The 13,207-nt window shown below is 62.1% G+C and carries 11 protein-coding genes; 1 reads left to right on the top strand and 10 read right to left on the bottom strand.

All coding sequences use genetic code 11. From position 1 onward, the window contains the following. Positions 1–3 precede the first annotated feature (3 nt). From H618_RS0110600 to H618_RS0110575, 5 genes are all read right to left on the bottom strand, one after another. Positions 4–2,400 (bottom strand): TonB-dependent siderophore receptor, encoded by a 2,397-nt coding sequence (locus tag H618_RS0110600; RefSeq protein ID WP_081673756.1) that lies wholly within the window; start codon positions 2,398–2,400, stop codon positions 4–6. Positions 2,401–2,572: 172 nt separating this feature from the next. Continuing rightward, on the bottom strand, positions 2,573–3,526 hold the full coding sequence (locus H618_RS21565; protein ID WP_050577285.1) for a FecR domain-containing protein: 954 nt from the start codon (positions 3,524–3,526) through the stop codon (positions 2,573–2,575). Next, positions 3,523–4,035, bottom strand: a complete 513-nt coding sequence (locus tag H618_RS0110590; protein WP_154660647.1) for a sigma-70 family RNA polymerase sigma factor — start codon at positions 4,033–4,035, stop codon at positions 3,523–3,525. The genes H618_RS21565 and H618_RS0110590 overlap by 4 nt, the downstream gene beginning before the upstream one ends. Before the next feature lie 174 nt (positions 4,036–4,209). Continuing rightward, on the bottom strand, positions 4,210–4,659 hold the full coding sequence (gene azu, locus H618_RS0110585) for an azurin (RefSeq protein ID WP_028695041.1): 450 nt from the start codon (positions 4,657–4,659) through the stop codon (positions 4,210–4,212). A gap of 365 nt (positions 4,660–5,024) precedes the next feature. Next, on the bottom strand, positions 5,025–7,325 hold the full coding sequence (locus tag H618_RS0110575; RefSeq protein WP_028695040.1) for a YgiQ family radical SAM protein: 2,301 nt from the start codon (positions 7,323–7,325) through the stop codon (positions 5,025–5,027). Between the two features lie 628 nt (positions 7,326–7,953). On the opposite strand from H618_RS0110575, the gene H618_RS21560 reads away from it, so the two are divergent. Continuing rightward, positions 7,954–9,585: an ATP-binding cassette domain-containing protein gene (locus H618_RS21560; RefSeq protein ID WP_050577284.1), complete on the top strand. Its 1,632-nt coding sequence runs from the start codon at positions 7,954–7,956 to the stop codon at positions 9,583–9,585. Here H618_RS21560 and dnaB read toward each other — a convergent pair. From dnaB to rpsF, 5 genes are all read right to left on the bottom strand, one after another. Then, on the bottom strand, positions 9,561–10,958 hold the full coding sequence (gene dnaB / locus H618_RS0110565; protein ID WP_028695039.1) for a replicative DNA helicase: 1,398 nt from the start codon (positions 10,956–10,958) through the stop codon (positions 9,561–9,563). The genes H618_RS21560 and dnaB overlap by 25 nt on opposite strands. A gap of 113 nt (positions 10,959–11,071) precedes the next feature. Further along, positions 11,072–11,518 carry a 50S ribosomal protein L9 gene (rplI, locus tag H618_RS0110560; RefSeq protein ID WP_028695038.1) on the bottom strand — a complete coding sequence of 149 codons (447 nt, stop codon included), beginning with the start codon at positions 11,516–11,518 and terminating at the stop codon, positions 11,072–11,074. 20 nt (positions 11,519–11,538) lie between these two features. Then, positions 11,539–12,432 carry a YybS family protein gene (locus H618_RS0110555; RefSeq protein ID WP_028695037.1) on the bottom strand — a complete coding sequence of 298 codons (894 nt, stop codon included), beginning with the start codon at positions 12,430–12,432 and terminating at the stop codon, positions 11,539–11,541. Positions 12,433–12,465: 33 nt separating this feature from the next. Further along, complete coding sequence (gene rpsR, locus H618_RS0110550; protein ID WP_003249563.1) at positions 12,466–12,696, bottom strand: 30S ribosomal protein S18; 231 nt, start codon at positions 12,694–12,696, stop codon at positions 12,466–12,468. Between the two features lie 28 nt (positions 12,697–12,724). Continuing rightward, the gene (gene rpsF, locus H618_RS0110545; RefSeq protein ID WP_028695036.1) at positions 12,725–13,150 is read right to left on the bottom strand and encodes a 30S ribosomal protein S6; all 426 of its coding nucleotides are present in this window, start codon (positions 13,148–13,150) and stop codon (positions 12,725–12,727) included. Between the last annotated feature and the right edge of the window lie 57 nt (positions 13,151–13,207).

Raw genomic sequence — 13,207 nt, 5'->3', positions numbered from 1 at the left:
GCATCAGTACGTCCACTTCACCGTGAGCATGGCGTTGCGCGGCTCGCCGTAGAAGTTGTTGCCGCCGCGATGACGGTTGGAGACCGGGAGGTAGTAGGTCTTGTCGGTCAGGTTGTTGCCCACCAGGCTGATGCTGGTGTGGGCATCGACGCGGTAGGCGAGGTTGGCGCTGAATAAGGTGTAGCCGCCCTGGTACATGTCGCGAGTGGTATCGGTGCTGCTCTGGCTGGTCAGCCCGCCACCGATGCTCCAGCGATCGCCGCCGGCAGCCAGGCGGTAGTCGGTGTAGACCCGCAGCAGGTGCTTGGGGAACCACTGGCCGTACGGGTCGCCGGCCTTGATCGTGCTCGAGACGTCGTCGCGGTACTCGCTGCGGGTGAAGGTGTAGCCGGCGAACACTTGCCAGCGCTCGCTCAGCGCCCCGGACGCCTCCAGCTCCAGGCCTTGGCTGCGCACCTTGCCGGCTGCCTCGTAGCAGTTGTCGACGCACGACGGGTTGCCGTTATCGATCGCGCGGTTTTCCTGAAGGATGCGAAACACCGCGGCCGAGAGGTTGAGTCCGCCGTCGAAGTAGCTGCCCTTGAGGCCGGTTTCGTAGTTGGCGCCGACGATGGGCTTGAGCGGCGAGTTGCCTTCATCGACCACGTTCTGTGGCTTGAAGATGCTGGTGTAGCTGGCGTACCACGAGACGTTGTCGCTCAGATCCCACACCAGGCCGCCGTAGGGCGTGAGCTTGCCGTCCTCGCGGTACGGTGAGCGCGGCTCGTTGCCGGTGCCGAGGTTGAGGAAGCGGCCATTGAAATAGAAGCTGCTGTAGCGGCTGCCAAGAATCAGCTTGAGGTCATCACTGAGGTTGAACCGGCTCGCCGCATACAGCGCGCGCTGGTAATTGTCGTAGCGGTAGCGGTTGCGGTAGGCCACCTCTGGCTTGTCCAGGCTCGAGGGGTCGAAGCTGTAGACGTCGACCTGCGCGGTGTTGGCCAGGATGCCAACGCGGTTGTCGTAGTGCTCTTTCTGATAATCGCCGCCCAGCACCAGTTCATGGCGCCGGGCAAACAGTGGGAAATCGCCGGTGAGGTTGAGATTGGCGGCGTATTGATCGCCCTCATTGTCACGGCGAATGACGTTGTTCAGACGCGCCAGACCATCACTTCCCACCCCCGCCACACCATTGCCGAACACCCCGATGAACTGGCCGTCGCCGTGGGTGCTGGTGTAGTTCAGCGAGCCGTCGAGCTTCCAGTTGTCGTCGAGGTGATGTTCGATCTGGGCGAAGGCGTTGTTCTTTTCGAAGGTCATGGCGTTCCAGCTGGCGCCTAGGAAGGTCGAGCGCGACAGCGGCAGGCTGCTGAAGTCGGTGGACATCGGCACGCCGTACAGGTTGGGCACGATGTGCGACTTCTGCCAGGTGTAACCGCTGGTGAGGGTGGTGCTGGGGGTCAGGTCATAGGCCAGGGTGCCGAACAGCACCTGGCGGTCACCGCCAACGTGATCGACGAACGACTGTTTGTCCTGGTACACCGTCACCAAACGGCCGCGCAGGGAACCTTCGGCGTTCAGCGGGCCGGAGACGTCGATCTCGTTGCGGTAGCTGTCCCAGGAGCCGGCGCCAAGGCTGGCCGAGGCCTGCAAGGTTGGCGTCGGCGCCTTGCGCACCAGGTTCACCGTGCCGCCCGGCTCGCCGGTGCCCTGGGTCAGGCCCGAGGCGCCGCGCAGCACCTCGACGCGGTCGTACAAGGCCATGTCCGGTGAATCGCTGGAGGCTTCGGCCGAGCCCATGCCCGGCACGCTGTTCTGAAACGATGAACTGGTGCCGTTTTCCTGCAGGTTGTCCATGGCAAAACCGCGCGAATAGAAGCGCACCTGATCGGCGCCCTCGTACATCACGTTGACCCCGGTCACCTGCTCGAGCGCATCCTCCAGGCGGGTCATGCCTTGGTCATCCATGCGCTTGCGGGTCACCACGCTGACCGACTGCGGCGTCTGGCGAAGCGACAACGGCAGGCGCGTGGCCACCGCCATGCTGCCGGTGGTGTACGAGCCGCTGTGCTCGGTGGTGCTGCCCAGCTCGAGGCGGCTGTCCTGCACCTGGGTGTCTTCCAGGGTGGTGGCTGCACGTCGCTGCAGTTGGAAATCCTGGCCGTCGCCGACCAGTTCCAGGCCGGTGCCGCGCAACAAGGTGGAGAAACCCTCCAGCACTCCGTACTGGCCGTGCAGCCCAGGGCTGCGCAGGCCCTCGGTGAGGCGCGTGTCATAGATCAGCGTGATGCCCTTGGCGGCGGCGAAGTCGCTGAGCACCTGATTGAGCGGACCGCCGCGCAGGTCGAGGCGCTGCAGCGGGTTGCTGTCAGCGCCGGCGGGCGCCGCGCGCACGGTATCGAGGGGCAGCCAAAAGGCCATGCAGGCCACCAGGCCACGGGTCAGAGGAGTCAGAGGGGCCAGAGGGGTAAGCCAGCTGGAACGGGGTTCGAAAGGGGTAGTCACCGCAAGTGCTCCATTGAGTGAGTCGCACTGTGAATGCCAATCGAACGGTGAAAAGTGTCAGGTGTTTGTGAGATTTTTTTCAATCGCCTCAGGCCAGCGCCTCGACCCTGACCCAGTAACGGGAAAAATACCGCACGCGCACCGGCAGAATGTCCGGCAGTTGCGCCAGCAGTCGATCGCTGTGCGCCAGGGCGAAAACTCCGGAAATCCGCAGCCGACCCGCCGCCTCATCGCACGACAACACCCCTGCGCGGTACGCGGCCAGTTGCGTCAGGTACTGGCGCAACGGCAGGCCATCGGCAAACACCAGCCCCTGCTGCCAGGCCGCGACATGCGCGTCCAGCGCCATGGGCACCGCCGCCCTGCCTGGCTGCAGCAGCAGCGCTTGCCCGGCGAGCAGGCGTACCCACGGCGCACTCGTCGGCTTGACCTGCAATGCGCCATGCAACACGGAAATCTGCACCTGTGCCTGATGCTGGCTGACCACGAAACGCGCAGCTTCAGCCCGCAGTTGCGCCTGGGTGGTGTCGACCTGCAGTGGCCGCTGCGGGTGCGCGGGCCAGGGCGCTGTGTCAATCAGGAAGTCGCCGCCGTGCAAGCGGAGATGGCGTTGCCCGTGATCGAAAGCGGCCTCGGCGGCGCTGCGGGCGTTGAGGTGCAATTGCGTGCCGTCGGCCAAGGTCCACTGACGGCGCTGGCCAGTGCCGGTGGAAAACTCGGCGAAGGTCTGTTGATAAAAGTCGCTGCGCACTCCGGCAGCGGCAGCGCCGCCGACTGCCAGCAAGGCCGCGAGCAGCTTGAGCGCGGCGCGGCGGTCCAGCGCTGGGGTCAGCAAGGTGCTCTGGGCCAGCGCCGGCGGCAGTCCCTGGAAACGGCTGAGCAGCGCCTCGACCTGCTGCCACGCCGCTTCATGCTCAGGCGCCGCAGCCCGCCAGACACCCCACTGACGATGGTCGCTGGCACTGGCGTCGCCGGATGACAACAGCGCGAACCAGTCGGCGGCCTGGCGTTGCGCCAGGGCTTTGCCTGCGCTCCGGCTCATCGACCCGGCCCTTCGGCAGCGCTCATGCAGTGCAGCAAGGCGCGGGCGATGTACTGGCGTACCGAGCTTTTCGAGACGTTCAGGCGCTCGGCGATCTGCTGGTGGCTCAGGCCTTCGAGCTGCGACCAGAGAAAGGCCGTGCGCACCCGCGCCGGCAGGCCATCGAGCAGCGCATCGATGGCCTGCAAGGCTTCGAACAACTGCCAGCGCTCCTCGGCCGAAGGCGCCAGCGTTTCAGGCAGGCTTGCCAGGGCCTCGAGGTAACTGGCCTCCAGCTGACGCCGCCGCAAAAGATTGACGAACAGGCCATGGGCAATGGTCGAAAGCAGTGCCCGCGGGCGCTCGACCTGCGGCGCCAGGCCTTTGCTCAAAATCCTGACGAAGGTGTCCTGGGCCAGATCCGCCGCCACTTCCCGACAGCCCAGGCGACGGAACAGCCAACGCTTGAGCCACGAGTTGTGCGCGTCATACAGGGCGCTGAACTGTGCCTTGTGCTGCCCGTTGCTCATCGACCATCCCATCCCGGCTGCACAGCGCCGCCACAAATTTGCGAATGAGAACGATTATCTTAACAATGATGGCACTGTGCAAACGGTTCTGCGCCCGTTCGCTTGCCGGGTTTTACGATGCGCACAGAAAAAGAGCGCCGCAGGGGCGCTCTTGGCTTGACGGTGTGGCGTGACTTACTTGACCACCACCTTGCCTTTCATCATCGCGATGTGGCCTGGGAAGGTGCAGAAGAAGCTGTAGTCGCCGCCAGCTTCAAGCTTCGAGGTGTCGAACTTCACCTCGGTTTCTTTCTCGGGCGCGCCGATCAGCTTGGTGTGGGCGATGATCGCGGCGTTGTCGGCCTTGATGTAGTCGTTGGCTTCGCCCTGGCTCATGCCTTCGGTGGCGACGCTCTGCATGTCGGCAGTCTTGGTGATCACCAGGTTATGGCCCATCACGTTCTTCGGCAGGTTGCCGGAGTGGGTCAGCTTGACGGTGAACTCCTTGCAGCTCTTGTCGACGGTGAATTCCTTGGTGTCGTAGGACATCTGGTCGGTGGAGTCGACGGTCACCGAGCACTCGGCGGCGAACACTGAGGCGCTGGCGAGGGTCAGCAGGGTTACCGCTACGGCTTTCGCAAACATCATGAATCTCCTTGGCAGGGTAGTTCGTTGCGAGACTGCCCGGTTTAGTCGCCTATGGCGCTGACGTGGATCAAGCACGGCGTCAAGGGGGCAGTCAGTAGAATTGTTCAATAGATTGTATACAACTAATTCAAGTGCGCATGATGCACCCTTGATAGACGATGGGACAACCGCTCATTTAGGAGTAATTGCAATGTCCCTTGGTAGCTTGATGCGCGGCATGCTCGCCGCCTACGCCTGTGGCGCCAGTGGCGCCGCCGTGTGCGAATTCGCCCGACCCGAGTGATGGGCTCGGTTGTGGTCTTCGTTGATCAACCCGCAGATACACCACGGGGGCCCTTGCGGCCCCCGTGTGTCGTTGTCGCTTAGCGCGGAATCACCGGCTGGCGCGGCTTCTTGCCGGGCTTGCCGCCCTTGGCCGCTTCCTTGCGCTCCTTGGCCGCCTGCTGGTTACGGGCGAAGGCCTCGGCCTTGGCTTTCTCGCGCTTGTCCCACGGCTTGCTGCCGTCACTGGCGCGCGGTGGCAGGCCGGAGTGCTGGGTGAGAATCTTCTGTTCCTTGGCCACCTTGTGGCTGCCCGCCGGCGTCGAGTTCTTGCGCCGCGCACTCTGGTAGGTGTCGCTCTGCGGTTGATGCAGCGGAATCAGTTGGTGCTTGCCAGGGCCGATCAGGTCGGCGCGGCCCATGCGCTCCAGCGCCTCGCGCAGCATCGGCCAGCCCTTCGGATCGTGGTAGCGCAGGAATGCCTTGTGCAGACGGCGCTGCTCGTCGCTCTTGACGATCTCCACGCCCTCGCTCTTGTAGGTGACCTTGCGCAGCGGGTTCTTGCCGGAGTGGTACATGGCCGTGGCCGAGGCCATGGGCGAGGGATAGAACGCCTGCACCTGGTCGGCACGGAAACCGTTGCCCTTGAGCCACAGCGCCAGGTTCATCATGTCTTCATCGGTGGTGCCGGGGTGGGCGGCGATGAAGTACGGAATCAGGTACTGCTCCTTGCCCGCCTCTTTCGAATACTTCTCGAACATGCGCTTGAAGCGGTCGTAGGAACCGATACCCGGCTTCATCATCTTGTCCAGCGGACCACGCTCGGTGTGCTCCGGGGCAATCTTCAGATAACCGCCCACGTGGTGGGTGACCAGCTCCTTGACGTATTCGGGCGATTCCACCGCCAGGTCGTAGCGCAGGCCCGAGGCGATGAGGATCTTCTTCACCCCCGGCAACGCGCGCGCCTTGCGGTACAGCTCGATCAGCGAGCTGTGGTCGGTGTTGAGGTTCTCGCAGATGCCGGGGAACACGCACGATGGCTTGCGGCAGTGCTTCTCGATGTCGTGGCTCTTGCAGGCGATGCGGTACATGTTGGCCGTCGGCCCGCCGAGGTCAGAGACCACACCGGTGAAGCCGGGCACCTTGTCGCGCATTTCCTCGATCTCGCGGATGATCGAGTCGTGGGAGCGGTTCTGGATGATCCGCCCTTCGTGCTCGGTGATCGAGCAGAAGGTACAGCCACCGAAACAGCCACGCATGATGTTGACCGAGAAGCGGATCATCTCGTACGCCGGAATGCGCTCCTTGCCATACGCCGGGTGCGGCACACGGGCGTACGGCATGCCGAACACGTAGTCCATTTCCTCAGTGGTCATCGGAATGGGCGGCGGGTTGAACCAGACATCGACTTCGCCGTGCTTCTGCACCAACGCACGGGCGTTGCCGGGGTTGGTTTCAAGGTGCAGCACACGGTTGGCGTGGGCATACAGCACCGAATCACCGCGGACCTTTTCGAACGATGGCAGGCGGATGACCGACTTGTCGCGAGTCATGCCTGGGCTGTCGAGAATCTGCACGACCTTGGCTTCGTTGGGGTCGTCCACCTCGCCCTTCGCCTGCTCGATGGCACACGCCGCAGTGTCCTGCGTGTTCACGTAGGGGTTGATGATCTTGTCGACCTTGCCCGGACGGTCAATGCGCGTGGAATCGATTTCATACCAGCCCTGCGGCGTATCGCGACGCACGAAGGCGGTGCCGCGGATATCGGTGATGCGCTCGATCGACTCGCCTTGGGACAGCCGCTGGGCCACCTCTACCACCGCCCGCTCGGCGTTGCCGAACAGCAGGATATCGGCGCAGGCGTCGATCAGGATCGAGTGGCGGACCTTGTCCTGCCAATAGTCGTAGTGCGCGATGCGGCGCAACGACGCCTCGATGCCGCCGAGCACGATCGGCACGTGCTTGTAGGCTTCCTTGCAGCGCTGGCTATACACCAGGCTGGCGCGGTCAGGGCGCTTGCCGGCCAGGCCGCCCGGCGTATAGGCGTCGTCGGAGCGGACCTTCTTGTCGGCGGTGTAGCGGTTGATCATCGAGTCCATGTTGCCGGCGGCGACACCGAAGAACAGGTTAGGCTCGCCGAGCTTCATGAAGTCGTCTTTGGACTGCCAGTTGGGCTGGGCGATGATGCCGACGCGAAAGCCCTGGGCTTCCAGCAGACGGCCGATGATCGCCATGCCGAACGAGGGGTGATCGACATAGGCATCGCCGGTGACGATGATGATGTCGCACGAATCCCAGCCGAGCTGATCCATCTCCTCCCTGCTCATGGGCAGGAACGGCGCCGGCCCGAAGCATTCGGCCCAGTACTTGGGATAGTCATAGAGTGGCTTGGCTGCGTGCATGTCAGTCACCGGTTCGGAGAGCAGGGAAAATCGCGGGCGCGGAATATAGCACAAATTTTGAGCAAACCCGACGAAAAGCGTGGGACTTAGCTTGGGCGTCAGACGTGCGGACGAATGGCAGGTGACCGAGGTCGTCGCTGCCCTGCAGGTCACTTGGTCAGCGTTAGCGGTGAAGTTTTACCAAATGTAATGCCTCCCTGACCCTCTGAATCATTCAAGTCATTGAAAGAACTCGCTTATTGAAATATCGAGCGGATCTTGTAAGACGCATACTTCATTCAAGGGTAACTTTTCCCACGAATCAATTACTTGTTTCTTTACGTAGCGCCATTGAGCACCCCGAATACTCCATGATAAATATAACGACACTCAAGCAGTGCATTGACCCCCACTATAAATAAGCGCGCAATGGGCCGTCGTCGTTCTGAGATGGCCATCGCGCAACCTTCTCGAACTACGAACCCCATCTTCCTTGCAAGCAAACTTGATCGCGCCACTCGCTTTTAACTCATGACATTGGCCTGTCGTAGGCGGTTGCTGCGTTGAGACCCGGGCGCTTGTATTCGAATACTTTCTGGCGTAAACGCTGCACCGCAACCCGTTTCACAAGCGAAGGCACACTTTTTATATGCCACTTTCCAATCCCATGCTGTTCGCACTGGGCGCCACATTAGTCCTGAAAGTTGCCACGGTCATTCCCGCGCTGGTATTGGCAGACATCATCGACAACCTCTCGACCGTCTCGCCATCGTATGAACTGCTCGGAGCCTTCGCATGCCTGATTATCGTGCAAGTGTGTTTGACCCCCTTGCAGGCCTGGGCCTTGGCTCGGCTCTGCCAGGAGCGTGTCAGGCAACTTTCCAACCGCTGGTGCCGAAACTTGCTGGACAAGCGATTCGAAGCCTATGGACAACTCCATGGCGGAACACTGGTCAAGGTGCTGGATAGGGGCATCACCGCCCAGGAGCGCTGGTTGAATTTCCTGATCGGCACAGCGTGGCCGATCATGGCCGAAACCCTTGTGCTGATCGTTCTTTTCACCTACCTCGGCGCCACGACGGTACTGCTCGGCCTGATCCCATTGAGCCTGGCGTATCTATGGCTCAACGACCGACTGCTACGCTGGCGCCGTCCGCATATCGAGGCGGTCAACGCTAGGGAAGACGACTTGGCCGAGCAATGGGTCGACACCTTCGCCAGCGCCACCACCGTGAAGCTCGAGCAAGCCGAAGATGCGGCGATGACCCCCGTCAGGCATACGCTCGCAAGCTACGCCGATGCAGCGGTACGGGTGGCCAGCAGCGGCGGATGCCTGCAAAGCCTGCGCATCCTGTTCATTGGCATGGGCAGCTGCGGGCTGCTTTTGTGGGGCATGCGCGATCAGGCGAGCGGGTCTGCGCACTTGACGGTGGGAGAACTGGTTGCGCTATTCACCCTGGTCAGCGGACTGCTGGCAGGCGTTGCGCAACTTGCCGAAGCCTGGCGTCTGCTCGATCAGTTCCGCCTCGACAAACGCAAACTGCAAGAGTGGCTGGAGTTGCCCAGGTTCGCTCAGCTCCGCACTGCATCGCCCAGGCCCGCCGACCAAGGCGAAGCGTTGCGCCTCATGCCCTGCGAACTGCGCTCGCGTAACGGGCTGCAATTGCAGGTGACCCAGCCGCTGGTGATCGAGCAGGGTGAACGCGTCGCGCTGGTAGGCACCAGCGGCTGTGGTAAATCGACATTGCTGCATGTGCTTGCAGGCACCGTGCACACGCTGCGCAAGCACGTCTTCCTGGGCAATACCTGCCTTGCACAGCTCGATGCTGCGCAGCAGCTCACCGCGTTGCGCCTGTGCCCGCAACGTGCGCATTTCATTCCCGGACGGCTGCCGCGCTCGGTACTGTTCGACCAGCCTCACGAGCAATCGCAAGTCAGTGGTTGGCTAGGGGCTCTAGGATTGGATGCGGCCTGGTATGACCTAGCCTTCGACGCGCGGGCCACCTCGATTTCCGGCGGTGAAGCACGGCGCCTGACCCTGCTGCGCATCCTCAATCGCCCAGGCGACTTCAACCTGTTCGACGAACCCACCAGCGGTCTTGACGGCGACTCAGCGACACGCACCTGGGATCTGCTGTTCGATTCCCTGAAAGGCCGAGGCCTGATCTGCGTGACCCACGACCAGCAGGCGCTGCACCGCTTCGACCGAGTGATTCAGCTGGAAGCCGGCAGGATCATTGGCCAGACCGGCGCGGGCTACTCATCATCATCGAAGTTGTAACTACCCGGCGCCAGGTTCTCGAAGCGCGTGTACTTACCGATGAACGCCAGGCGTACGAAACCGATGGGGCCGTTACGCTGTTTACCGATGATGATTTCGGCAATGCCCTTGTGTTCCGTCTCGGGGTGATACACCTCGTCGCGGTAGACGAACATGATCACGTCGGCGTCCTGCTCGATGGCGCCCGACTCACGCAAGTCGGAGTTGACCGGGCGCTTGTTGGGGCGCTGTTCCAGCGAGCGGTTGAGCTGCGACAGCGCCACTACAGGGCAGTTGAATTCCTTGGCCAGGGCCTTGAGCGAGCGGGAGATTTCGGAAATCTCGTTGGTGCGGTTGTCACCCGATGAGCCAGGGATCTGCATCAACTGCAGGTAGTCGACCATGATCAGGGCGATCTCGCCGTGCTCGCGGGCCAGGCGGCGGGTGCGGGCACGCATTTCCGAGGGGCTGATGCCCGCGGTATCGTCGATGAACAGCTTGCGGTCGTTGAGCAGGTTGACCGCCGAGGTCAGACGCGGCCAGTCATCGTCGTCGAGTTGACCGGAGCGCACCTTGGTCTGGTCGATGCGGCCCAGCGACGAGAGCATCCGCATGATCAGCGATTCACCGGGCATCTCCAGCGAGAACACCAGCACCGCCTTGTCGCTGCGCAGGACCGCGTTTTCCACCAGATTCATGGCGAAGGTGGTCTTACCCATCGAAGGTCGCCCGGCGACGATGATCAGGTCAGCCGGCTGCAGGCCGCTGGTTTTGCCGTCGAGGTCGGTATAGCCGGTGGAGATACCGGTGATGTCGCTGTCGGAGTTGAACAGCGTGTCGATACGGTCGATGGCTTTGGTCAGCAGCTCGTTGACGCCCACCGGGCCACCGGTCTTGGGCCGTGCCTCGGCGATCTGGAAGATCTGCCGTTCGGCGTCGTCGAGCAGTTCCTCGGCGTTGCGGCCCTGGGGGTTGAAGGCGTTGTCGGCGATGTCGGTGCTGATGCTGATCAGCTGACGCAAGGTGGCGCGCTCGCGAATGATCGCCGCGTACGCCTTGATGTTGGCCACCGATGGCGTGTTCTTCGCCAGCTCCGCCAGGTAGCCGAGGCCGCCCACCTGCGACGACAGGCCTTCTTTTTCCAGCTGCTCGTGCAGGGTTACCACGTCGAACGGCTGGTTCTGATCGACCAGCTTGTGCACTGCACGGAAGATCAGGCGGTGGTCATGGCGGTAGAAGTCCCCGTCGGAGACCTGGTCCAGCACACGCTCCCAGGCGTTGTTGTCCAGCAGCAGACCACCGAGCACAGCCTGTTCGGCCTCGATGGAATGGGGCGGCACCTTGAGGGCGGCGGTTTGCAGGTCGAGTTGCTCGGGGGTGCTGATCTCGTTCATGTCCACGCAAGAAATCTGGGGTGATGAAAACGACAAAGGGCACGACCTGCAATGCAGGAGCGTGCCCGATGTTAACCGGCTAGCCCGGTAAGGAGCCAGCCGATGGTCGGCGCTTAGGCAGCGACGACAACCACGCGAACGGTGGCTTCGACGTCGCTGTGCAGGTGCACGGCTACGTCGTATTCGCCAACGTGGCGAATGGTGCCGTTCGGCAGACGCACTTCAGCTTTAGCCACTTCAACGCCCGAGGCGGTCAGGGCATCAGCGATGTCGTGGGTACCGATCGAACCAAACAGCTTGCCTTCGTCGCCAGCGGTGGCAGTGATGGTCACTTCCAGCTCGGCCAGTTGGGCAGCGCGGCTTTCAGCCGACGCTTTACGGTCAGCAGCGGCTTTTTCCAGCTCAGCGCGACGCTCTTCGAACGCGGCCAGGTTGGCGGCAGTGGCGCTAACAGCCTTGCCGAATGGCAGCAGGAAGTTACGGCCATAACCGGATTTGACTTTAACTTTGTCGCCCAGGTTGCCCAGGTTGGCGACTTTTTCCAGCAGGATCAGTTCCATTTGGTAAAACCTCTTAACTTTTAACCTTCACCGTTCGCGGCACCGTCACCCTGTTGAGGGGGCTTGCTACCGCGAAAATCAATCAGGCTATCGACAATGGCCAGAACCACGAGCAACGGATAAGTCAACTGCATGAACAGCACCATGGTGACGTACAGGCCGACCAGCCAGAATTTGGACAGTCGCTTCTGCGCCACCAGCCCATGCAACAGGGCAACCCCTGCGAACATGAGCGGCACGCTGCACAGCGGAGTCAGCAGCGCCAGGCCAGAGCCAAGGCTCGGACCGAACAGCATGCAACCCAGCAGCACCAGTGCCGGCACCAGGGTGAAACGCACCGTCTGAAACTCACGGCCGAATCCACCCGGGTTGTACAGTGCAGCCTGCCAGTAGCGACCCAACATCAGGGCCAGCACACTGATGATCTGCAACCCTGCTGCCATCAGCCCGGTGAGCACCGGTACGACAATCCCACCGAGTTGCGCCCGCTCCTCTACCGACATCTTCTGGTAGAGACCGTCGAGCATCTGCGGCAGGGCTTGTTCAAGCGCTCGCGCCAGAGCTTCGATCGGTTCGCGGAACACCGAACCCAGGATGATTCCGTACAACAGGCCCAGGCCGATGCTGGACAACAGCACGCGGTTCCAGGAGTGCCCGGCGCGCAACAGCGCCGCCATCCCCAGCGTTCCCGCCAGCACCGCAAGGGTGCGTGGATCGCCGAAGACCCACCAGGCCAGGGCGGGCAACAGGGCCCAGCCGATGACCGAGGAGGCATCCTTGAAACCGCGCCGCAGGAACACCAGGCTCGCAGCGGCGGCACTCAACCAGAACAGCAGCGACAAGGCCGCACAACCGACCACGACGAGCGTGGCCTGCACGCGACCGCGCATGATGAAATCAGCTAACGCTCGCATGCCTATCCCTTACTACTTGTCGATGACCCGTTCTCAGCGGCCGTGGCTGTCGGTGTAGGGCAGCAGGGCCAGGAAGCGGGCGCGCTTGATAGCGGTAGCCAGCTGACGCTGATAACGAGCTTTGGTACCGGTGATACGGCTTGGAACGATCTTGCCGGTTTCAGATACGTAAGCTTTCAGGGTGTTGAGATCTTTGAAGTCGATCTCTTTCACGTCTTCAGCGGTGAAGCGGCAGAATTTACGACGACGGAAGAAACGTGCCATGTAATAGGCTCCTCAAAAAGTCCGTGGATTACTCGTCAGCGTTATCGCTGTCGTTGCTGTCGTTGCTGTCGTCGCCTTCGGCGCCTTCAGCAGACTCAGGACGTTCACGACGCTCACGGCGCTCGCTGCGGTTCTCTTCGGCCTTGAGCATCTCGGACGGGCCAGTAACGGCTTCGTCACGACGGATGACCAGGTTACGGATCACGGCATCGTTGTAGCGGAAGTTGTCTTCCAGCTCGGCCAGGGCCTTGCCGGTGCACTCAACGTTCAGCATCACGTAGTGAGCCTTGTGAACGTTGTTGATGGCGTAGGCCAGTTGACGACGGCCCCAGTCTTCCAGACGGTGGATCTTGCCACCATCTTCTTCGATCAGCTTGGTGTAACGCTCGACCATGCCGCCGACTTGCTCGCTCTGATCCGGGTGGACCAGGAAGATGATTTCGTAATGACGCATGAATGCTCCTTACGGTTTGTAGTCTGCCAGGAACACTGGTCAGACAAGGAGTGAATG

It is taken from the genome of Pseudomonas cremoricolorata DSM 17059 = NBRC 16634 (genome assembly GCF_000425745.1).
GTDB classification, from domain to species: Bacteria; Pseudomonadota; Gammaproteobacteria; order Pseudomonadales; family Pseudomonadaceae; genus Aquipseudomonas; species Aquipseudomonas cremoricolorata.
Note: the sequence above shows the minus strand (reverse complement) of the source record. Positions and strands in the feature narration are given on the sequence as shown.